General features: G+C 36.2%; 22 protein-coding genes. 17 read left to right on the forward strand and 5 right to left on the reverse strand.

What is annotated here, in order from left to right; translation table 11 throughout:
• The first annotated feature begins 101 nt into the window (after positions 1-101).
• From HX13_RS09600 to HX13_RS09655, 12 genes are all read left to right on the forward strand, one after another.
• The gene (locus HX13_RS09600; protein ID WP_050021393.1) at positions 102-629 is read left to right on the forward strand and encodes a DUF1697 domain-containing protein; all 528 of its coding nucleotides are present in this window, start codon (positions 102-104) and stop codon (positions 627-629) included.
• Between the two features lie 346 nt (positions 630-975).
• A complete protein-coding gene (gene kdsA / locus HX13_RS09605; RefSeq protein WP_050020898.1) occupies positions 976-1,785 on the forward strand; it encodes a 3-deoxy-8-phosphooctulonate synthase in 810 nt (269 codons plus the stop codon).
• 44 nt (positions 1,786-1,829) lie between these two features.
• Complete coding sequence (locus HX13_RS09610) at positions 1,830-4,067, forward strand: TonB-dependent receptor plug domain-containing protein (RefSeq protein WP_050020899.1); 2,238 nt, start codon at positions 1,830-1,832, stop codon at positions 4,065-4,067.
• Positions 4,068-4,232: 165 nt separating this feature from the next.
• The gene (locus HX13_RS09615) at positions 4,233-4,604 is read left to right on the forward strand and encodes an HYC_CC_PP family protein (protein WP_410493126.1); all 372 of its coding nucleotides are present in this window, start codon (positions 4,233-4,235) and stop codon (positions 4,602-4,604) included.
• Between the two features lie 115 nt (positions 4,605-4,719).
• Positions 4,720-5,193 (forward strand): DUF3347 domain-containing protein, encoded by a 474-nt coding sequence (locus tag HX13_RS09620; protein WP_050020900.1) that lies wholly within the window; start codon positions 4,720-4,722, stop codon positions 5,191-5,193.
• Positions 5,194-5,283: 90 nt separating this feature from the next.
• The gene (locus tag HX13_RS09625; RefSeq protein ID WP_238555210.1) at positions 5,284-8,058 is read left to right on the forward strand and encodes a multicopper oxidase domain-containing protein; all 2,775 of its coding nucleotides are present in this window, start codon (positions 5,284-5,286) and stop codon (positions 8,056-8,058) included.
• A gap of 385 nt (positions 8,059-8,443) precedes the next feature.
• Positions 8,444-9,499, forward strand: coding sequence for a hypothetical protein (locus HX13_RS23995; protein WP_238555211.1), 1,056 nt, complete (start codon positions 8,444-8,446; stop codon positions 9,497-9,499).
• Entirely contained in the window at positions 9,430-10,191 is a 762-nt protein-coding gene (locus tag HX13_RS25500; protein ID WP_262483540.1) for an outer membrane beta-barrel family protein, read from the forward strand. The genes HX13_RS23995 and HX13_RS25500 overlap by 70 nt, the downstream gene beginning before the upstream one ends.
• A gap of 55 nt (positions 10,192-10,246) precedes the next feature.
• Positions 10,247-10,633, forward strand: coding sequence for an outer membrane beta-barrel protein (locus HX13_RS25505; protein ID WP_050020903.1), 387 nt, complete (start codon positions 10,247-10,249; stop codon positions 10,631-10,633).
• A 52-nt stretch (positions 10,634-10,685) separates the two neighbouring features.
• Complete coding sequence (locus tag HX13_RS09645) at positions 10,686-11,357, forward strand: histidine kinase (RefSeq protein ID WP_050020904.1); 672 nt, start codon at positions 10,686-10,688, stop codon at positions 11,355-11,357.
• A 164-nt stretch (positions 11,358-11,521) separates the two neighbouring features.
• Positions 11,522-11,689 (forward strand): hypothetical protein, encoded by a 168-nt coding sequence (locus tag HX13_RS22480; protein ID WP_157837427.1) that lies wholly within the window; start codon positions 11,522-11,524, stop codon positions 11,687-11,689.
• Between the two features lie 9 nt (positions 11,690-11,698).
• On the forward strand, positions 11,699-12,451 hold the full coding sequence (locus HX13_RS09655; RefSeq protein WP_050020906.1) for a LytR/AlgR family response regulator transcription factor: 753 nt from the start codon (positions 11,699-11,701) through the stop codon (positions 12,449-12,451).
• An 18-nt stretch (positions 12,452-12,469) separates the two neighbouring features.
• On the opposite strand, the gene HX13_RS09660 is transcribed toward HX13_RS09655, so the two are convergent.
• The 3 genes from HX13_RS09660 to HX13_RS09670 all read right to left on the reverse strand — a co-directional run bounded on the left by HX13_RS09660 (position 12,470) and on the right by HX13_RS09670 (position 15,098).
• On the reverse strand, positions 12,470-12,970 hold the full coding sequence (locus HX13_RS09660) for a GNAT family N-acetyltransferase (protein WP_050020907.1): 501 nt from the start codon (positions 12,968-12,970) through the stop codon (positions 12,470-12,472).
• Between the two features lie 190 nt (positions 12,971-13,160).
• Positions 13,161-14,027, reverse strand: coding sequence for an RNA polymerase sigma factor RpoD/SigA (locus tag HX13_RS09665; protein ID WP_002979276.1), 867 nt, complete (start codon positions 14,025-14,027; stop codon positions 13,161-13,163).
• A 279-nt stretch (positions 14,028-14,306) separates the two neighbouring features.
• Complete coding sequence (locus tag HX13_RS09670) at positions 14,307-15,098, reverse strand: S1/P1 nuclease (RefSeq protein WP_050020908.1); 792 nt, start codon at positions 15,096-15,098, stop codon at positions 14,307-14,309.
• A 407-nt stretch (positions 15,099-15,505) separates the two neighbouring features.
• On the opposite strand from HX13_RS09670, the gene HX13_RS09675 reads away from it, so the two are divergent.
• The 5 genes from HX13_RS09675 to HX13_RS09690 all read left to right on the forward strand — a co-directional run bounded on the left by HX13_RS09675 (position 15,506) and on the right by HX13_RS09690 (position 19,833).
• Positions 15,506-16,447 carry a type VI secretion system baseplate subunit TssG gene (locus HX13_RS09675; protein WP_050020909.1) on the forward strand — a complete coding sequence of 314 codons (942 nt, stop codon included), beginning with the start codon at positions 15,506-15,508 and terminating at the stop codon, positions 16,445-16,447.
• Between the two features lie 120 nt (positions 16,448-16,567).
• Positions 16,568-17,047: a TssN family type VI secretion system protein gene (locus HX13_RS25510; protein ID WP_262483520.1), complete on the forward strand. Its 480-nt coding sequence runs from the start codon at positions 16,568-16,570 to the stop codon at positions 17,045-17,047.
• Between the two features lie 22 nt (positions 17,048-17,069).
• On the forward strand, positions 17,070-17,405 hold the full coding sequence (locus HX13_RS25515; protein ID WP_262483521.1) for a TssN family type VI secretion system protein: 336 nt from the start codon (positions 17,070-17,072) through the stop codon (positions 17,403-17,405).
• A gap of 26 nt (positions 17,406-17,431) precedes the next feature.
• On the forward strand, positions 17,432-18,571 hold the full coding sequence (locus HX13_RS09685; protein WP_050020910.1) for a hypothetical protein: 1,140 nt from the start codon (positions 17,432-17,434) through the stop codon (positions 18,569-18,571).
• A gap of 98 nt (positions 18,572-18,669) precedes the next feature.
• Complete coding sequence (locus tag HX13_RS09690) at positions 18,670-19,833, forward strand: aminotransferase class V-fold PLP-dependent enzyme (protein WP_050020911.1); 1,164 nt, start codon at positions 18,670-18,672, stop codon at positions 19,831-19,833.
• A 67-nt stretch (positions 19,834-19,900) separates the two neighbouring features.
• Here the strand turns inward: HX13_RS09690 and blaIND are convergent, their stop codons facing one another.
• Both blaIND and HX13_RS09700 read right to left on the reverse strand, forming a co-directional pair.
• Positions 19,901-20,626, reverse strand: a complete 726-nt coding sequence (gene blaIND, locus HX13_RS09695) for an IND family subclass B1 metallo-beta-lactamase (protein WP_050021396.1) — start codon at positions 20,624-20,626, stop codon at positions 19,901-19,903.
• A gap of 204 nt (positions 20,627-20,830) precedes the next feature.
• Positions 20,831-21,490, reverse strand: coding sequence for a metal-dependent transcriptional regulator (locus HX13_RS09700; protein WP_050020912.1), 660 nt, complete (start codon positions 21,488-21,490; stop codon positions 20,831-20,833).
• Positions 21,491-21,530 lie beyond the last annotated feature (40 nt).

The following is a 21,530-nucleotide window of genomic DNA, read 5'->3' on the forward strand; positions in this document are numbered from 1 at the left end:
ATTATAATCTATATATAAGGATTGATTAATTGTTGAATCTGCTCTTCTTATTAAGCGATCCGGCTGAACTCTGTAATCTGTTTGAACCTAATACCCGAAATATGAAATACTGTGCTTTTCTCCGTGGCGTCAACGTAAAAGGAACCAATATGAAAATGGCAGACGTCTGTCAGGTTTTCAAAGATGCCGGAATGAAAGAAGTAAGTTCCGTACTTGCCTCCGGAAATATTGTTTTCTCATCAGATAAAAAGGCCGGCGATTTAAAAATAATATTGGAAAAAGCAATGTCTGAGCGTTTTGGCTATGAAGCCTTTCTATTTGTGAAATCTCAGGAAGAAACGGAAATGTTCTGGAATAGCATTCCCTTTGAAAAAGATGAAAATTTCCATCTCTATGCTTTTGTAGGGATGCCGGGAATAGAACATGTTCTGATGGATGAATTTCAAAAAGCTTCCCGGACAGAAAACGAAAAAGGAATCATTGTGAATGATATATTTTATTGGCGGGTTCCAAAAGGAAATACATTAGATTCTACCTTTGGTAAGGTTTTAGGAAAGAAAAGTCTGAAAGACCGGTTTACCAGCAGGAACGTCAATACGTTTGAAAAAGTATTGAAAAAAATGGGATAGATATTTTGTGCATTCAGAATTTGAGCGTAATAAAAAAAAATTATTACATCACCAACAGAAAAAATAAACCATATCATCAATAGGGACGGACTTTAGTCCGTTCTTCTTTTATATAAATTCCATTGGCTTCAGCCAAACCTAACATCTGCGATCTTTTTCTGACAACCTGATACAATTTCCTCCGCAGATTTAGCTGATAACGCAGATTCTTTAAAGAAATGCCTCCAAATTTTTGTCATTTCGTCAGGAATCTTCTTTCCTTAAGCCTAAACTGCACTCTCTCCTCAAATAATTTCCAGGTCTGAAACTTTCTCAGTATTTTTACTGAACTTTTAATTACAACAAAATGATTCAGTATTTAGATAATATTCATCACAAAGATTCAAAAAACTTTTTCCTTATTGCCGGTCCCTGTATTATTGAAGGGGAAGATATGGCACTCAGAATAGCCGAGAAAGTGATCAGCATCACAGATAAATACAATATTCCCTATATCTTTAAAGGAAGTTTTAAGAAAGCAAACAGAAGTCGTGTAGACTCATTTACAACAATTGGTGAAGAGAAGTCTCTTGAAATTTTGAAAAAAGTGGGAGAGACGTTCAATATTCCAACCACTACAGATATTCATGAAAATGAACATGCTGCGCTGGCTGCACAATATGTGGATGTCCTTCAGATTCCTGCTTTTCTGGTTCGTCAGACAGACCTTTTGGTAGCGGCTGCAAAAACCGGGAAATGTGTGACATTGAAAAAAGGACAATTCCTTTCGCCGGAAGCTATGAAGTTTGCAGTTCAGAAAGTGACCGATTCCAATAATCAGAAAGTCGCCATTATTGAAAGAGGAAATTCTTTCGGATATACAGACCTGATCGTAGATTACAGAGGAATTCCTACAATGAGGGAATATGCCCCTGTTATTTTGGATGTTACCCATTCTCTTCAGCAGCCTAATCAAAGCTCCGGAGTGACCGGAGGAAGACCTGATCTTATTGAAACAGTAGCTAAAGCAGGAATTGCAGTAGGTGCCGATGGTATTTTTATAGAGACACATCCAACCCCGGAAACAGCATTATCTGATGGTGCCAATATGTTAAGATTAGATTTGTTAGAAGATTTGTTGCAAAAATTAACAAGAATTAGAGAATCAATTTTGTAATTGTTAAAAAAACATTAATTTTAGAAATTCTTAAAACATTTCTTTTGAAAAAACTAGTTTTACCGCTAAGCCTTATGGTTCCCGTCCTTATTTTTTCCCAACATAGAAAAAAAGATACGGTGGCCACTAAAGTTACCGATATTGAGGAAGTTGTATTCCAGAAAAAAGTAACAGGAAGAACCAATGACATTACCAATGTCAAAATTTCAGCTAAAGAAGCCAAATCTGTGGCTTCCATAAGCGGAGGTATTGAAGGATTGATCAAAACACTTCCTTCTGTCAACTCCAATACCGAGCTGTCTTCCCAATATATGGTACGTGGCGGAAACTATGATGAAAACCTTATTTATATTAATGATATCGAGATTTACAGACCTTTCCTGATCCGGAATTCGCAGCAGGAGGGGATGAGTATCATTAATCCGGATATGGTTTCAGCAGTAAACTTTTCAGCAGGAGGATTTGAACCTAAATATGGAGACAAAATGTCTTCTGCCCTTAATATCTATTATCGTGAACCTGAAAAATTTGAAGTCTCCGGAGAAGCCAGTTTAATAGGTGGGAGGCTTACAACAGGGCTGACATCCAAAAATAAAAAGCTGACCGCTTTATTTTCAGGCAGATACAGGAATACCAATCTTGTGTTGAATACCTTAAAAGAAGATACGGATTTCAATCCTACTTACTGGGATTTTCAATCTTATATCAACTATCATGTTAGTGATAAGTTTTCCATGTCATTCATAGGATACTATTCCAAGAATGATTATCAGATGATCCCCCGGGAAAAAAGTGTGACTTTCGGGAGTCTTCAGCAACCTATCACTGTGGATATAGGATATGCAGGACAGGAAAATGACCAATATAAAAACATGATGGGGACTTTTTCCATGAACTATAAACCATCTGATCAATGGAAATTTACCCTGGACAGTTTTGCTTACCAGAACAGGGAAAAAGAATATTATACCATAGAATCGGGGTATAGATTACAGACGTTTGATCCAAAGACAAAAGAACCTGTTACCTCCTTTGATCTGGGAGGACAGACAGAGCATGCCAGAAATGACCTGTTTGTAAGAACGTACGGTACTCAGTTCAGAGCAAAATTTTCCCCTAATGTGAATACCGATATTGAAGTTGGATTTAAATATGAGAAAGAAAACCTGAAAGACCTTACCAATGAATGGAAGGTGGTAGATTCTGCAGGCTATAGTCTTCCAAGACCTCATGTAATAGATCCGAGAACCGGTACAACAGGAGGCCTTAAACTGTTTTATTATATTGCCGGCCAGAATAATATTGAGCCTACAAGATTATCGGCTTATGCACAATATTCACAGAAATTTTATTGGGGGGCAAGCAAAGTATTTGTAAACGCCGGGGTACGTGTTGCCAACTGGAGCTTCAATAAAGAAACGATCTTCTCACCGAGATTCCAGTTTGCGATAAAACCTGATTGGGACAGTGATATGTTGTTTAAACTTTCCGGAGGAATTTATTACCAGGCCCCTTTTTATAAAGAGATTAAAGACCTGGATGGGAATTTCAACTCAGATATCAAATCACAGCGTTCCATACAGCTTATCCTTGCCAACGATTATGAGTTTTATATGTATGACAGGCCGTTTAAGCTTACCACTGAGCTTTATTATAAAAAAATGGATAATCTGATCCCTTACTATATGGATAATGTAAGAATCCGTTATTCAGGGAAAAATAATGCAACAGGATATGCTTATGGAGTAGATGCCCGCTTATTTGGAGAATTTGTGCCGGGAGTTGATTCATGGTTATCTGCGAGTTATGCAAGGGTATATGAAAATATCGATGGAAAAGGAGATATTCCGAGACCTACCGATCAGAGATTCAGATTTGCTATGTTTTATCAGGATTATATGCCTCAGTTTCCTTCCATGAGGGTAAATCTTACGTTGGTATATGCAATGGGACTGCCTACAGGATCCCCTGTATTGTTTGACAGTAATGGCCAACCTGATTTTAATGCTGCCTATACCTATCAAAAAACATTACCTTCCTATAAAAGGGTAGACATCGGCCTCACAAAAGTGTTTATTGATCCGAAAGATAAAAATAAGAGATCCGGCTTCTGGGGTAATTTCCAGGAATTGACTTTGGGAGTACAGGTTTTTAATGCCTTTAATATCAATAACACGGTAGCCAATCAGTGGATTACAGATTATAATACCAATTATATGTACCCGGTTCCGGTACGTCTTACAGGACGCTTCTTTAACGTTAAACTGGAATTCAAATTATAAAAGCCAGGGATTGTATCAGATTTAAATCTGCCTTACCAGTATAAAAATAAAAGCATCTGAACATTACCAGATGCTTTTTTTATTGCCGAATTTTATAACAACATTACAGAATTTTATAACAAGGATTTCCCGGATATTTCTATCTTTGTCTCATCATGAAAAAAGATTCTTGCCATAGTGTTCTCTGTTTTCTACTTCGGATTTTCTTCCGGAGCAGCTTTCAGCGTTCATTACTGTATGCAGGAATTTGTTTCTGTCAGTCAGAAAACCAGTGATATCTGTGGTAAATGTGGGGTTAGAGATAAAAAAGGATGCTGCAAAACAGAAATTAAAGTGGTAAAGGTTGATGATTCTCAAAAATCTGATTTACTAACCATTAATTTTTTAAGCCAGCTTTCAGAAGTCCCGGTAAAATCTTTATTCACGCAGGCAGACCGTTCTTTTTCGGCCTTGAAATTTACCCGGATTCAGATCAATGCACCCCCGGAATACAGTCCGGTACCCATCTATATCAATCATTGTAATTTTAGAATTTAGAATAGGTCAGTCGTTTCCGGTATTCATAAAAATATCGTTACCAGCGACATGCCCTGACGCATACTGTTGCGTCTTCAATTATTCTTTACTTAAAATTAATTCTAAAATATAAACAATGAAAAAGTATATCATTACAGCAGCCTTATCCTTATTCTCAATCATTTCACTTTCAGCACAATCAAAAAAGGATATCCAGGTTTCCAAGCTGTATCAGAATTATATAGCGATCAAAACAGCTTTAGCGTCAGATGATGCTGACAAGACCTCAAAAGCAGCAACAGAATTCATTAAAACTGCTTCCACAATTGATTATAAATTGGTTTCCGAGGGCAACCTTAATATTTTACGAAAAGATGCTTCTGCCATTTCAGAGGCAAGAACAGTTACTGCCCAGAGGGAAACTTTTATGAATCTTTCGGACAATATGATTGCACTGACCAAGCAGTTCAAACTTTCTGAAAAACCGGTTTATGTACAATATTGCCCGATGGCTGACGGAAGCTGGCTAAGCGATGAAAAACAAATTGCCAACCCCTACTATGGAAAAGCCATGTTGTCTTGCGGAAGCGTAAAGTCAGAAATTAAATAATAGTTTTATTATTCTTTAAATTAAATGGTTGCATAGCTTATGGTATAATTTGCTTTAAGTTATGCAGCTTCTAAAAAGTTTCGAAATATTATGAAAAAATTAATAATGTTTCTTGCCTTTTTCTTTTCTGTTTTTACTTTCGCCCAAACAACAAAAACTTATTATACCTGTCCTATGCACCCTGAAGTAGTATCCCCAAAACCGGGAGACTGCCCTAAGTGTAACATGACACTGGTAAAGAAAACAGTGGTTATACAACCAAAAGTTGTAGCAAAACCTCAGGAGAAACAGATACCAAAGGCAGAAACCAAAACAAAACCTGTTGGGAAAAATAAAGCTAATGTTGATAAAAAGATTGATATTCAAAAAGTAAGGAAGCCCATAGGAACTGAAAAGACGAATGATACTAAGCCTGATAAGCTTAAAAAAGGATCTCAGGTTTTATCCCAATCTCAGATTTCCTATACCTGTCCCACGCACCCCGACGTGGTTTCTGATCAACCGGGAAAATGTCCAAAATGTGGAATGGATCTGGTGAAAAAAGAAAACCAAACTCATGCAGTGACTGAAAATCAGGTAATTGGAAGTCCGGTTTTAAAAAGGAATTCTGAGAACGGGAGAGTGAGCTTTGGCGGGAAAACTGTCCGTTATGACCTGTATGTAAAAGATACTATTGTTAATTTCACCGGGAAAAACCGAAGAGCACTGGCCATCAATGGTAAGCTCCAGGCACCTACCTTGTACTTTACCGAAGGAGATACCGCTGAAATCTACCTGCACAATATGTTGAAGGAGAATACAGGATTACATTGGCATGGAGTTATTCTTCCCAATGAACATGACGGAGTTCCTTATCTGACCACTAAGCCTGTAAAGCCCGGCGAAACTCATTTGTATAAGTTTAAAATTTCTCAAAACGGAACGTATTGGTATCATTCCCATGAAGCCCTTCAGGAGCAGATTGGGATGAATGGTATTTTGGTCTTTAAAAAAAGAGATGGAGAACCTAGGACAGAATATAATGCTGAAATTCCCGTATTGCTTGGGGACTGGAGCGATGATGACCCTATGCAGATTGCCAGAAGACTTCATATGGCTAATACGGACTGGTATGCAGTGAAAAAAAATGCTGTTCAGAGCTATTGGGAAGCAATCAAATCCGGAAATTTAGGAACCAAAGCATTGAATGAATGGAAAAGAATGGAGGCTATGGATGTAAGCGATGTGTATTATGATAAATTCCTGATAAATGGACTTCCAAGCTCTACCTATTCTAACCTGAAAGCAGGGGATAAAGTGAGATTAAGGATTGCCAACGGAGGCTCATCCACGTATTTCTGGCTGAATTATGGCGGTGGAAAAATAAAAGTGATAGGAAACGATGGAAATGATGTAGTTCCGGTAGAAGTAGACCGCTTGATTGTAGGAGTTTCTGAAACCTATGACATTGAAGTAACCATCCCTGAAAATAAAAGTTTTGAGTTTCGTGCCACTTCTGAAGACAGGATAGGGCATGCTTCACTCTGGCTGGGCTCAGGTGAAAAGGTAGAAGCTCCCAATCTACCCCGATTGATGCTTTTTGAAGGAATGAAAATGATGAACGGAATGATGGAGATGAGCGGAAATATGAAGCCGATGAATATGACTATGGGAAATCAGATGATGGATATGAATGAAGTGATGTATCCTGAACTTCCGGAGAGCCAAAGAAAAATGACGATGAAACATATGAATGAAATGATGGGGATAAAAACGAAGGAAGAGAAAAATAAGGAAGATCATTCCCAACATGCCGGAATGGATATGAAAGAAGAAAAAACGATCAAAAGATTATCTTATAATATTTTAAAATCTCCTGAAAAAACAATTCTTCCAACCGATAGTATCCGTGAAATGAAGTTTACACTGGAAGGAAATATGAATCATTATCTATGGACATTGGATAATAAAACAGTTACTGAAACAGACAAAATCCTGATAAAAAAAGGAGAGATCCTTAGAATTAAAATGTATAATAATTCTATGATGCGTCATCCGATGCACCTTCATGGTCATGATTTCAGACTGATCAATTCGAAAGGAGAATACGCTCCCCTGAAAAATGTGGTTGACATTATGCCGATGGAAACTGTTACGATTGAATTTGCCGCTAACCAGGATGGAGACTGGTTTTTCCACTGTCATATCTTATACCATATGATGGCCGGAATGGGAAGGGTATTCAGCTATGAAAATTCAAAACCCAATCCACAGCTTCCGAATAGAAAACTGGCCTGGAAAAACTTCCTGAAAGATAATAAGATGATCAGTTCTATGGCAATGTTAGATGTAGCAAGCAATAAAATACATGCCGAAACCATGACGATGTTCGGTCCGAGATGGGCTAATTTGAATGAGTTTCATTCTAACTGGGATTTCAATCACTTTGAAGGAAATGTAAAAGTAGGAAGATTCTTAGGAAAGTTCCAGTGGGCTTTGCCTTATGCTGGATTCAGGGTTCAGAAAAATCATGAAATCATGGAAAGGCAAATGGCTGAAGACAGAGGAATGGATTTTCATGGTAAGAAAACCTGGTTTGGACAGCAGAAGGCATCAAAAAGTAAATATGCTTTTATTGTGGGGATGCAGTATGTATTACCTATGTTGATCACCGCTGATGCAAGTATTGATCATAATGGAAAAGTATTATTGGAATTAAGCCGCGAAGACATTCCGCTTTCAAGAAGATTAAGAGGAAACTTCAGTGTCAATTCTGACGGAGAGTTTTCAACAGGAATCAGATATATCGTGCAGAAATGGTTATCTCTTTCCGGAAACTATGATAATGATATGGGGTGGGGAGCCGGAGTTACTTTAACCTACTAATTAAAATCTGATATACAACGACTGCTTCATTGAGGTGGTCGTTTTTTAATTTAAACTAATTTCATTTAAAATATTCCTTATTCTATTTCAGAATTTAGTCAATCTGTTTAATATGACTATTTAGAAGTTTTTTTGTTTCAGAGTTTTGTACTGTTTAACGAAAAATATTCAAAATGGACTCAAACTTTAAAGGTCGTTTTTTTTTCATTCATCGTCTTGTTAATAGTATACGCTGCCACGGATCTTAATGCTCAGAACAGGATCATGGGATTGATTTTAGATTCCAATCAAAAGGAGCTCATCAATATCCCTGTTATCCTGACATCTATAAAAGACACCCTTTCTTCTCAGCATACTCTAACTGATAGCATCGGAAAGTTCCGTTTTGAGATCAAAGAATCCGGATCTTATTCTATCTATGTTAAGACACAGGATTTTAAAGAGTATAAAGGCCCGGCTTTTTTATCTGGATATCAATGGTGGTGTAAAAGAATTACCTTCAATTGTATTACAGGATAAGTTCACCTCTGTAGAGGAAGTAGTCGTTACCGGTAAAAAGCCACTTTTTACTCAGAAAACGGACCGTCTGATTTATCATGTCAATAATTCTCTGGCTTCCCAGGGGGGAGACGCAATAGATGTATTAAAGAATACTCCTTTATTAAAAGTAGATGAGGCTGATATTTCTATGATTGGGAAAAATAAATTGAATGTGCTTATTAATGGAAGGCCGGTTGAGCTTAAAGCAGAATCCTTAATTTCTTATTTAAGTACTATTTCCAGTGATGCAATTTTAAAAATTGAGATTATTACAACACCGCCGGCAAAATATACAGCGGAAGGAAATGCCGGGCTTATCAATATTATTTTAAAGAAAAATCCAAATTTAGGTTGGAATGCAAGCTGGAATTCTTCTGTTACTCAACGTACTTTCTTTTCAAGTAGAAATAATGTTAATTTAAACTATCAAACCGAAAAGTTCAGCCTTACAGCTAATTTCCTATATAATAATAACAGAACAGCAGCTTATGAAAAAGATCAAAACTCATTTACTGATAATTTTTTCAGTAATAACAGGCAGGATAAAATAACCAACTTACAAGATTTTGCTCCTTCTATTAATTTTAATTATAAATTTAATGACAAAACAGATCTGTCATTAATTTATGAATACAACGGATCTGACTTTGCTTCCGATGATCAGTCCAAAAGCTTATTTTATGATAATTCTGTTTTAAAAAATGAAATTATTAAACAAAGGTTATGGCACTATAAAAAAATGATTTCCACCGTATTCACGGATATATTACTCATAAGCTGGATCAACAGGGAAAATCTATCGATTGGGGTTTTCAATGGCTGGATAATAAAATTAAAAATGAAAGAAACAACCAGATCAATAATAATCAGGAATTGTCTGCTACAAGTAATTTTTCTTTAAACAATTATAGGCTGGGAATTTCAAATTTAGATTTTGACCTTCCTTTTAATCATATCAATATTAAAACCGGAGCACGTTATACTTTTCTGAATAATAATAGCGATGTTCGTTTTTTTGATATAGCAGACGGTGTATCTGTATTGAATCCTGCACTTACAAACATGTTCAACTATAAGGAGGACATCTGGTCCCTTTATGCTTCTTCAGAGATAAAGTTGGGCAGTAAATGGACTGTTCAGGGAGGGTTAAGGTATGAGAGTACTTATTACAATGGAAAGTCACAGACCAATAATGAAACGACAACCAGAAGGTATAATAATTTTTTTCCAAGTTTTTATATCACCTATGGGCATTCTAAAAAATCGACCTATTCTTTTAAATACTCAAAAAGAATTAACCGCCCTAAACTTGAGCAGCTTAATCCTTTCCAATGGTTCATTAACCCTTTTCAATACGTAGAAGGTAATCCGTTATTAAAGCCTTCATTTTCAGATAATTTTGAATTTACCTATTCGGATAATTCAAATTTAAGTCTTACAGTATACCATTCCATTACCAAAGATCAGATCAGCTATATTGCACAATTTTTAGATAATGGTAAAATACAGCGTTACAGCTATTACAACCTGCTAAATGTTTACCAATACGGAGTATATGCGAATTATAGCTTTACTAAGTTAAAAAAATTTTGAAAGTCAGTTTAGCGGAAGTTATTATTGGCAAAAAACAAAATCCCAGGATCTTTCATTGGTCCCTTCCACAAGCGGGCAAGGTGCCCGTATTTCATTGAACAATACCTATAAATTCCGGAATAATTCTGTACAACTAAACTATATGCATAACTTTCCAAGCTCTGACGGTACTTTAAATACTAATGCCTTTGGTTTTTTAACATTAGGCTTTAAAAGATCCTTTTTAGATAAAAGATTGGATCTTGGAATGACTCTGTCTACGATCATTAGTAAAAGAAACGAAATTACATACAGCAATGTTAGAAATAATGCTTCATTAAATGGACAGAATGAATATGATTATCAAAGCATCCGTTTCAATTTAATTTATAGGTTTGGTAACAATAAAGTTAAGGGGAGTAAGCAGAAAATTGAATACGAAGAGGCTTCCAGGATTAAATAATATGACTAAGTTTGTAATACCAGATGTACATTTCTAAAATGACCGAATCTTTATGAAAAAAGCATTGCCAATCCTGTTTATTCTGTTTCTTCTGGCTCTATTCAATAGCTTTCAGGTTTACAATTATTATATTGTCAGGATTAATGGGGATATTAATTTCTATGATATTCCGACCCATATTTCCACCTTTTTGTATTCATTAGGTTCTTTTGGGATTACGTTAATGGTCTGGAGGTACCTGGGAAGGCTTGTTGCCAGTAAGCTCAAATTTATCTATGTCTTTTTATCAGCCATTCCGTTATTTGGACTTTACGCATCGATTGTCTATCTTATGATAAGGAATTATTACGGAGCTCCAACCTCTTTAGAAATGCTTTGGGGTAATTTTATTTTTACACTATCCTTATCCCATTTTTATATTTCGGGACTTACGATTGCGTATCTTTTTTTTATTGAAACCAATGAACTGAAAGAGAGACTTATGGAATCTAAATATGAGATTGAAAATATGCAGCTTCAGATGCTGAAGAAAAATATAGAACCTCACTTTTTATTTAATAATCTGAGTATTTTATCTTCTTTAGCCCGGAAAGATGTCAGTCATATTGATGAATTTATTGAAAATTTAGCGGATGTGTATCGTTATTTTTTAGTGCATAATGCGGTGGATAGTGTTTCACTGAAGGAAGATTTGAAATTTTTTAAAAAAAATATATTGCTTTAACAACAGAAAGGTTTGGCAATTCCTATTCAATTGTTCTTAAAATTGATGATCAGGAAGGTGATATTATTCCCTTTGCATTACAGATATGTCTGGAAAATGCAATTAAGCATAATGAAGGTAATGAAGCAGATCCGTTGGTTATTGAATTCATAAGAAACGGAGATATGATCACGGTAAGAAATCAAATCCGTCCTGTTGAAATGTATTCAAATACAGGGCTTGGACTTTCAAATATTGCTAAAAGATATGACCTTATTTATGGAGAAACTTTAACCTACGGACCGTTTGATAATTATTTTATCGTTGAATTACCCGTTATTACAAACAAATAATTTTTTAATATGGATATTGTATTAATTGAAGATGAGAGTCTTAGTGCTGAGCAGCTATTATTTTATATTTCCAGATATGATCCTTCTATCGTTGTGAAAGCTGTATTAAAAAGTAATAAAGAAATCAATGAATGGTTTGCTGTAAACCAGGCCCCATCTTTAGCTTTTTGTGATATTAACTTACTGGATGGCAATATCTTTTCTTCCCTGCATAATAATATGATTACCTGTCCTATTATTTTTACAACTGCTTTTGATAATTTTTATCAGGAAGCTTTTGATAGTAACGGGATTGCTTATTTATTAAAGCCCATTAGTTTCAAGAGTTTTGAATTGGCAATGGATAAATTTAAAAGGCTGACTCCGGCTTCCGTCCCAATCGACTGGTTGACTATTTCCTCAGTAATAAAGAAGCTCAGTATTCCCTATAAAGAACGTATTCCTGTTAAAGTTAATGTGAATACAATACTTTTAGAGGTTAAAACTATTATGTATGTTTCAACTCATCTGGGAATTTGTAAGGCAACCGATAACAAAGGAAAGACCTATGAGTTCCGGCAAAAATTTTCTGAACTGGTTGAATGTTTAAATCCTGATATTTTTTTTCAGATAAACAGGGGAGAAATAGTTAATATTAATTTTATAGAATTAATTGAGCCTTATTTTAATGACCGGCTATCAATTAAAATAACGAATCATCCCGGACGTCTCATTACTTCGGTTGCTTCAACTCCCGGATTTAGAAAATGGATTGACCGTTGAGTCTTGATGAAATTGAGCTTATAGTGTCAGAATATAGCTTTCCGATACTTTTTTAAACCCATATCTGTTGAAAAACTGATGGGCACCATGATTATTCACTCCGCTTTCCAGCAGGATGAAGCTGATATTCCAGTTTTTAGACTCCTCAATAGCTTTTTCCAATAGTTTACTTCCAAGAGATTGTCCTCTTACAGACTGATCTAAAAGCATATCCTCCAGAATTGCATACTTTTTAAACGGACTGTTGATCACATTGAAAACCATCATACCGACAATTTCTGCGTTCTCATTTTCTGCAATCAAAATATTCAGCTTAGAGCTGCCATCGGAATTGAAATCTGTAAGGAGCTGTTCCGTTAAAATTACATCAAGGTCCGGGTTCCAATGCTGACTGTCTAAAGCTCTGCCAGACATTATTTCGCCATGGGAAATATAGGAGTCTGTTTTATGTGTGATAAAAAAGTCTACAAGTTCCCTGACACGTGCTTTATTTGTAAGCCATTGGGTGGTATATTTCATGAGGTGTTATTTTAAATTTTTAATTTATTCCTTATCCTGTTTATTGATAAAGCTACACTAAATTAATTATTCCGGTTCTATTACAGATAATAATGGATATGATTTTAATTAGTTTGTATGGGCTTCTGTATTGTTACAAAAAAGCGGAGCCTGAAAACAGACTCCGCCTATAACGTTTTGTTGCGCTAAATTATTTACCCAAATAAGATTTCAGGATCTTGCTTCTGGTATTGTGTTTTAGTCTCTTAATTGCTTTTTCTTTAATCTGACGAACTCTCTCCCTTGTAAGATCGAAAGTTTCACCAATTTCTTCTAAAGTCATCGGGTGTTTTCCGTTCAGTCCGAAGTACAATCTTACTAAATCAGCCTCTCTTGGCGTCAAAGTATTCAATGCTCTTTCAATCTCAATTTGCAGAGATTCAAGCATCAGATCTTTATCCGGGCTAGGAGATTCTCCTGAACGCAATACATCATAAAGATTAGAATCTTCACCTTCTACTAAAGGCGCATCCATAGACAAATGTCTTCCGGAGTTTTTCATCGATTCTTTAATATCCTCCTCGCTCATGTCAAGAACTTCAGCCAGCTCTTCCGGAGAAGGTGGTCTTTCATTTTCCTGCTCAAGGTGAGCGTATGCTTTATTAATTTTATTGATGGAGCCAATTTTGTTCAACGGTAGCCTTACAATTCTTGATTGCTCAGCCAGCGCCTGTAAAATTGATTGACGGATCCACCATACTGCATAAGAGATAAATTTGAAACCTCTAGTTTCATCGTACCTTTTTGCCGCTTTCATTAATCCTAAGTTACCTTCATTAATCAAATCGGGTAAAGAAAGACCTTGATTTTGGTATTGTTTAGATACAGAAACCACGAAACGAAGGTTGGCTTTGATTAATTTCTCCAATGCAGCTCTGTCGCCTGCACGTATTCTTTGTGCCAGTTCTACTTCTTCGTCCGCAGTAATCAGTTCCACTTTACCAATTTCCTGCAAATACTTGTCTAATGAAGCAGTTTCCCTGTTGGTAACCTGCTTAGTGATTTTTAATTGTCTCATTTATTTTTATCCTCAAAAAAGAGTTACTATATAATATACGTTTGAAGGAGTAAAAAGGTTACACGGGTTACAATATTTTTATAAAAACTTAAGTATAAAGGCTGGAAGCTGAAAGAAAGGGGCTGGAAGTCACTTTTCAGTTATGTAATTATTGACAGTTACTTTAAAGAAACATACGGAACGACCTGTTTACAGCCTCCTACTTTTAACCCTGAGCTCAAATTTTTAAACAAAAAAACGAAACCGAAGTTCCGTTTTATAGATTTTAAAAGAGGTTTATTAAAAAAGTTCGTTTAAAACTTTTGCTAATCTTAACCCCCCGTATAAAAGTTGTCTTTCAAGAGTGTCATTGAATTTGTACTGATAGTCGTAGGACAATTTTGATCCGTCAGGAGTCTGTGCATAGATTCTGTTGGCAATTTTATGTGAATCATACAGCCAGTCCTGCAGGGTTCCGGCCTGAATTTGTCTAACCTCTTCTTTCGGTTTAATGTCCAAAAGCCTGGCATATTCTGTATAGCTGTATTTCTGAGAATCTACCAGCTTTCCGTCCCATACTGAATGCAAATTGGTTTTGTCACCAAAATAAGTAACGTTGATTTTATTTCCCCCCAGATCTTCAGCCCTTCCCACGTGTAAAGGTTGTGCAAGATCACCCATAATATGGATCAGGAAAATAAGTGCAATCTTCCTGTCCTTTTCAGAAGTGTTTTTATCCCTGATCTGGCTGGATAAGGTATTTACCTGGGTATAAAGACTTGGGCCTGCCTGTGCTTTTAAGTTTTGTTCAAAAGCCTTGAAATCTGTCTGAGGATCAATGTTTACATAATGCCATGATGAAGCCTGTTTCCAAACACCTGTGGTATCGGATTTGATGAAATCCGGCCAGTTGGCCCAGTAAGCAAGGCGTTCCTTGCCCATGATTTTTCTGATTTCCCTTCTTGCTTTTCCGGAGAGATGGTTTTCCGCAATCTCTGCAATTACTCTATGCCCTGTCAATCCCCATGCATAAGAATAAAGTGAAGAGGCCATGAATGCTAAAATCAAAATTTTAGAATAAATACTTTTCATTTTAAATAACAATTTTCAGTCTGCAAAGATACGGCCCGTTTCTGAATCAGCATTAATTATCCCTGATTTCTTTTCTGAAATGGATGTTAATAAAAATTAATTTGAAATAAAAGACATTTTTACAGCATGAATTCATGTTTGTTTCTGCAAAACGGTATTATAGTAACCAGAATGAATGAAAACAGTACAAGAAAGTAAATAAAAATAGTAAATATCTGATATTGAATATTAAACTTTAAATATTAACCATTGAAAAAGATTTCTTTTACCGTATTTTCACGGAAATTACTGAAAATTTTTCCTACTAATATCAATAATTAGTATTTTTAGAATAAAATTATTGGCGAAATACTTTTTCAAACTTATGAGATATATTATCTTTACAAGTCATAATCACAGGAAACACTATGCATGAGAATAATATTGTAGATATGAATTACAATAAGCTGCAGACAGACTTTAAAGCGGAGGCTGTAGCAGTGAACCTTTTGAAATATCATAGGGCGGTAAGTAATATATTTATTGAACGGATCGGGATCAATGACCGTGCTTACCTTAAAGACATTAAAAGCATTTCGAGCAGTTATTTAGGATTTGATGAAGAGGTTTTTACAATAGAATGTTACAGGGAAGGAATTTACGATTATCTTCCGGAAGGATTGTTTCATCCACCATCCCTGGGCGCCTCCAGAAAAAATGTCGATACTATTGTAAGGGAAATCCGGAAACAAAAAAGAGTAGAGGAGGATGCCCGCAGGTTTTTCCGGCCTTTTGAGCTGGAGGTATTTTTCACTGAGATCAGCGCCCTGCTTAAAGAGTCGGAATTTGATATTACAAGTAATACGGATTCCTTGCTGGAAACGGTAAGTGAACTTTGGCCCCTGATTAAGATGCTGGACAAGCAAAATGCCTATATTTTTATGCATATTCTACCTTTTTTTCATCAGATTAGAGGAAGTAAAAGGTGGTTTGAAAGATGTATGACTGCTTTTCTCCAGGTTCCGGTGGAAGTGAGCTTTTCTCCTAATGTTATTGACCGGATAGAGGAGAATGATGATTCCATGCTTCTGGGAAATTCAAGATTAGGGGTAACGTATATCCCAAGCGGAAAACATATGGACGGACAAAGGAATTGGGTGGTGAATATTGGTCCGATTCCCTATGAAGAAATGAAAAAATATATTCCCGGAAGTCCGTTCAGGAAAGTACTACAGGCACTGTATGATTATTTTCTTCCTGTCACTGTAGATGTAGAGGAGAATTTTGTGACAGAAAAACAGGTATACTCATTCAGTCTTGAGGATGATGAAAGAAATGCCAGCCGCCTTGGTTACTCTACTTTCCTCTAGATTATTTTATTATATTTACAGCTACCAACAAAGTATAAATTCGAAAAGAAACAAATGGAAATTTCTTCAGTAAAAGGTATTTTTTTAAGGTATATATTAATGCCTTTAATCGCGGTAATTATGATGGTTATACTGGGTATAATCAGAAGGAATAAACCTGCTATAAAAATTAAAGTAATTATTGTATACGTCCTGTTATGCAGTTTATGTCTTGCCCTTCCAGGGGTTTTCGGATTTGCCGATAATCTTTTTAATCCGTACTGGTATCTTATTGCGCAGGTGATCTACCTTATTTTTGGAATCATCCATGTGAATTTGCTGCATAAATATTTTAAAAAACATATTGATTCCGTTGCGATGAGCATCTTGTTTGAATCTATACTTTCATTGACCTGTATTGCTTTTGGCGGATACCTCTTTACCCTGATCTTTAACTGGATGAGCAAAGGGTTAGGAAATGCGGTAATGGCGGCCACCAGCATGTTGATCTTTCTGGTTCCTATGGTATTTTATTATTGTTATATCCAGTTTATCAGCATTCCTTTCGATATTTATAAAACATGGAGATATTCTCCGGAACAAAAAACTCCCGGATTTTGAGGGTGCGGATTTTGACAGATTAATGGTTCTGAACGTAGAACTAAGCAAAAATTTAGAAGATGCCAACCGGTTCAGAATCAAAGCTAAAACCCTTCCGACCGGTGTGACTTTTGGAGACTGGTTTTATAGGGTAGTGGATGACTACAATCATAAGAATCCGGGGTCTATCATTCATCTTTCAGACCAGGAAAGGGAACCCTATTATTGGATCTTCTATACTAAAAAATCGTTTTTCAGCTTTAGAAAATATATAGATTTTGACCAGGACATTTCAACAAACAACATTTCTGAAAATGAAGTAGTGATTTGTAAAAGAGTGGTTCAGCATGAAGAGGAAGGTGTTTCCAGAAAATCATAATCACAAAAAAATTAAAAGTATTAAACATGATACAGCCTATTAAACATTTTGCAATCAATTGGGTGGATGGGATGAAGGTTTCCCAAAGGCACCTTAATGATCAGGATAATTTCTTAATCGATACTATCAGAGATTCCAATTCACTGGGAATTACTACATATAATTACGGTCTCCTTCCTATTTCCAACGAATATACAGACCGTACGATTTTTGACGTTCACAATACGGCTACCAATGATGTACAGCTTGTCATCAAACGTTGTAGTGCTGTTACTATGGCCGGATACCGTATTGAACTGAATGACAGAAGAATCAGCGTGAAGTCATTAGCGAAGTCAATGAGCGAAGAGCAGGCTGACGGTGAATATTATATTCTGATTTCAGTAAATCCTTTTGATAAGGTTCCTTTTGGAGATATTGACCCGGAAGAAATTCCACCACGTCATCCCAATGCGCAACCTAATCATCATATCGAACTGCTTCCGGTAACTTCGCTGAACAGCAGCTATTCAGGAGGTAATTATCTGATCATCGGAAAAGTGGATCTAAGGGCAAATATTGCTCAGGTGGATTCTAATTTTATTCCCCCTTGTACTTCTATTCAAAGTCATCCGGCTTTGACCGATTATTATAATAGTTTTGCTAAATCTATTGGTAACCTGCAGCAGTACGCATTTAAAATTATTCAAAAAGCATCCCATAAAAACCAGAATACGGCATTGGCGCAAAATGTTAAGTTTTTGTGCAGCACCATGGTGAATACTTTTGGAGATATGTACTTCCAGTTCAGAAACATTATCCCCTGGCAGCCACCGGTATTTCTGATTGAATCCTTTGCAAAACTGGCCCTCCACTTATACAATTCGACCCAGCTTCTGGTACCTGCCGAATTGGAAGAAATGCTGAATTACAGTCTGGAGTGGAGTGAAATTGCACCTCACACCTTATTAAACCAACTTTCTATTGTGGCAGAGACCAATTATGATCATCACAATTGTGGAGAACCATTACTGTATATCCAGCAGATGCTGAGAAGCCTTGAAACAATTTTCTCGAAATTAAGCGAGCTGGATTACATCGGACAGAGAAAAGAAAATATTATTGTTAATGAACAGGAAGTTTCTTCCAATACCAATCCAAAAAGAGGTTGGAGTGTTCTGGATTAACTAAAATTTTTGAAAATACAGGTCCCGGATATGCATTCGGGATTTTTTGTTTCTTATAATCTTATAAAAGGAAGAATTACAGGTAAAAATTTGAAGGAATGAATATAGATTTAATCAGGAAAGATACAATCGGGTGTTCGGATAAAATTTTTTTAAATAATGCCGGATCATCATTGATGCCTGAAATTGTTGTCAATACGGTTGTTAATTATTTACGGGAAGAACAGATGTTCAGCGGATATATTACTGCCGGTAAAAATGCAGAATCAATTCATCAGTTTTATGAAGAGGCCGCCAGGCTGATTAATGCTTATCCCCAAAACATGGCCTTTACAACAGGTTCTACTGACGGGTATGCAAAAGCGTTATCAAGTATTCCCTTTCAAGAAGGGGATTGCATCATAACCACCAATGATGATTATATTTCGAACCAGATGGCTTTTATTTCTTTACAGAAAAAGAAGAATATCAAAATTATCCGGATGAAAAACCTTCCTGATCATGAACTGGATCTTGAAGACTGTGAAAAGTTAATTAAAAAGCACTGCCCTAAATTAATCGCCGTTACCCATATCCCCACCAATTCGGGATTGATTCAAAATGTGGAAGGAGTGGGAAGGCTGTGCAGGCAATATGATATATTGTACCTCGTAGATGCTTGTCAGTCTGTAGGACAAATGCCTGTTGATGTTCAAAAAATCGGGTGTGATTTTCTAACGGCAACAGGAAGGAAGTTTATGAGAGGTCCAAGAGGGACCGGATTTTTATATGTTTCTGATAAAGCTTTAGAACAAAACCTTTCCCCTTTGTTTTTAGATATGAGTGACGCAGCATGGACAGCTTTTAATGATTATGAATTAGGAAAGACAGCCAGGAGGTTTGAGATCTGGGAGAGATCCAATGCTTCTCTTCTGGGTTTTAAAGAGGCATTGAAATATGCCAGTGCCGTAGGGTTGCCCTATATTGAAGATTATAACCAGAAACTGTCAGAAAAACTGAGAGCCGGGCTTCAATACAAAGGTTTTACGGTTTTAGACAAAGGAAACAGGTTAAGCAGTATTGTAACTTTCTGTGACCGGAACGGAAAGATAGATGCGATTCAGGAAGTATTAAAAGAGAATGAAATTTATTTTTCTATAAGTAATAAAAGCAATGCATTAATTGATTTTACATTGAAAAATATTGATCATGCCATCCGGCTGTCGCCTCATTATTTTAATACAACGGAAGAAATTGAAAGGGTATTGGAGGTGCTGGAATGAGAGGATTTTAAAATGTACTTTATTCATTCCACAGCCCCGGCCGAAGGCCGGGGCTGTGGAATGAATTTTATTTTTTATTGAGCAGTTCCTCTGTACGTTCTATATGTCCGCCACCTTTCCATTCATCATGTCCCGGGATCACCAGTGCTGCCTTTCCATATTTCGATTTTAGTCTGGCAATGGTTTGTGGCCATTGAGCTACATTAGCCTCTCCTGTATAGCCTAAATCAGTAGCGGTTCTGCTTTTTACCAGGCACCCGCCGTCCAGGACTTTATATTTGGGAAACCATACTACTACATTATCTGCAGTATGTCCTTCGCCAAGAAAATCGATAATAAATTCTTCCCCACCTATGCGATAAGGTTTACCTGTTCTAATAATTTCAGTAGAGGTTGCTTTCCCTTCTTTTTTCAGCAGTTCATTGGTTTTAGCTGTTGCGTAGGTCTTGATTCCTTTGGCGTTATAAAAGCTTAGATCTCCTGCTCTGTCATCATGGGAGTGGGTTGCAAATACCGCTATAACAGGTAGGTTGTGACGTTTTTTTTTATGGTGTCCATAAGGCTTTGATATTCTTTTTTTTTGCCAGGGAACGTCAAATAAAACAACTCCTTTTTTGGTGATGAGGTATGCCGCATTGGCGGAATATTCTTTTCCACCAAATACTCCAAATGTTTTGTAAATATATAGGTTGGGCTGAATAGGTGGTTCAATAACAAAATCCCTAACAGCCTGTGCATGGGCCAATGAGCTTAATAAAAAGGCAATAGCAAAAAAACGGATGCTTTTTTTCATAATTCTTTTAAAATAATTAAAATTGTAACGCTTGTCAGACAATGAAGAATCAAGCAGAAGTTTTGCAAACCTAATAAAATTAAAAGATGGAGCTTTTTATAAAAGAGATTTTAACCGTTTTTTAACAATTAAGAGAGTAGAAGATATTTCAGAGTCCGGGATTCTCTTATTATTTTAATTAATAAAGGAACAGAAAAGGGCACATCAGATTATTTTTTTACCAATATTTTTTTCTGTAGCTTTTTTACTGAGTATTTCTTTTTTACCACTAATTTCTATGGTCATAGACTTGTCAAAGTTTTCGATTTTAACCACTTTTACCTTAGTGTTGAGGAGGAGCTTTCTGTCATTCAGATAGCTTAGAAAGGCATCATCTGAAAGGGTGACAGAAGCGAAAATTACCGTTTCTCCTGCCTCACAATTACTTAATTTTTGTAAATCCTGGGCAATAATATTCCCATCTTTATCCGGAATAGGCTCTCCGTGCGGGTCGAATTTAGGATAATCCAGAATTTCATCCATTTTGTCAAAGAAAATCTGCGAATGAACATGTTCCAGCTGTTCTGCAATCTCATGAACGTTTTCCCAGCCAAAATTCATTTTCTTTACCAGAAACATTTCGGTAAGCCTGTGCTTACGGACAACCAATGCTGCTTCCCGTCTTCCGTTTTCCGTAACAATAAGCGGTTTATACGTTTCATAAATCACCCATTTCTTTTCGGCAAATTTTTTCATCATATTATTGACACTCGGCATTTTTACATTTAAAAATTTGCTAAGCTCATTAATGGTTACCTTCCCCTCATTATCCACTAAATGAAATAATGCTTTCAGGTAATTTTCTTCTGTTAGTGTTGTTTTCAAAATGTTAGATGATTTTCATCACAAATCTAACAAAATAATA

It is taken from the genome of Chryseobacterium sp. P1-3 (genome assembly GCF_000738495.1).
Classification (GTDB): domain Bacteria; phylum Bacteroidota; class Bacteroidia; order Flavobacteriales; family Weeksellaceae; genus Chryseobacterium; species Chryseobacterium gallinarum.

What these genes read in the sequence shown, in the direction of transcription:
- HX13_RS09600 (WP_050021393.1), top strand. Translation starts at nt 102, where the DNA reads ATGAAATACTGTGCTTTTCTCCGTGGCGTCAACGTAAAAGGAACCAAT.
- kdsA (WP_050020898.1), top strand. Translation starts at nt 976, where the DNA reads ATGATTCAGTATTTAGATAATATTCATCACAAAGATTCAAAAAACTTT.
- HX13_RS09620 (WP_050020900.1), top strand. Translation starts at nt 4,720, where the DNA reads ATGAAAAAGTATATCATTACAGCAGCCTTATCCTTATTCTCAATCATT.
- HX13_RS09625 (WP_238555210.1), top strand. Translation starts at nt 5,284, where the DNA reads ATGAAAAAATTAATAATGTTTCTTGCCTTTTTCTTTTCTGTTTTTACT.
- HX13_RS09645 (WP_050020904.1), top strand. Translation starts at nt 10,686, where the DNA reads ATGAAAAAAGCATTGCCAATCCTGTTTATTCTGTTTCTTCTGGCTCTA.
- HX13_RS22480 (WP_157837427.1), top strand. Translation starts at nt 11,522, where the DNA reads ATGATCACGGTAAGAAATCAAATCCGTCCTGTTGAAATGTATTCAAAT.
- HX13_RS09655 (WP_050020906.1), top strand. Translation starts at nt 11,699, where the DNA reads ATGGATATTGTATTAATTGAAGATGAGAGTCTTAGTGCTGAGCAGCTA.
- HX13_RS09660 (WP_050020907.1), bottom strand. Translation starts at nt 12,970, where the DNA reads ATGAAATATACCACCCAATGGCTTACAAATAAAGCACGTGTCAGGGAA.
- HX13_RS09665 (WP_002979276.1), bottom strand. Translation starts at nt 14,027, where the DNA reads ATGAGACAATTAAAAATCACTAAGCAGGTTACCAACAGGGAAACTGCT.
- HX13_RS09670 (WP_050020908.1), bottom strand. Translation starts at nt 15,098, where the DNA reads ATGAAAAGTATTTATTCTAAAATTTTGATTTTAGCATTCATGGCCTCT.
- HX13_RS09675 (WP_050020909.1), top strand. Translation starts at nt 15,506, where the DNA reads ATGCATGAGAATAATATTGTAGATATGAATTACAATAAGCTGCAGACA.
- HX13_RS25510 (WP_262483520.1), top strand. Translation starts at nt 16,568, where the DNA reads ATGATGGTTATACTGGGTATAATCAGAAGGAATAAACCTGCTATAAAA.
- HX13_RS25515 (WP_262483521.1), top strand. Translation starts at nt 17,070, where the DNA reads ATGGTTCTGAACGTAGAACTAAGCAAAAATTTAGAAGATGCCAACCGG.
- HX13_RS09685 (WP_050020910.1), top strand. Translation starts at nt 17,432, where the DNA reads ATGATACAGCCTATTAAACATTTTGCAATCAATTGGGTGGATGGGATG.
- HX13_RS09690 (WP_050020911.1), top strand. Translation starts at nt 18,670, where the DNA reads ATGAATATAGATTTAATCAGGAAAGATACAATCGGGTGTTCGGATAAA.
- blaIND (WP_050021396.1), bottom strand. Translation starts at nt 20,626, where the DNA reads ATGAAAAAAAGCATCCGTTTTTTTGCTATTGCCTTTTTATTAAGCTCA.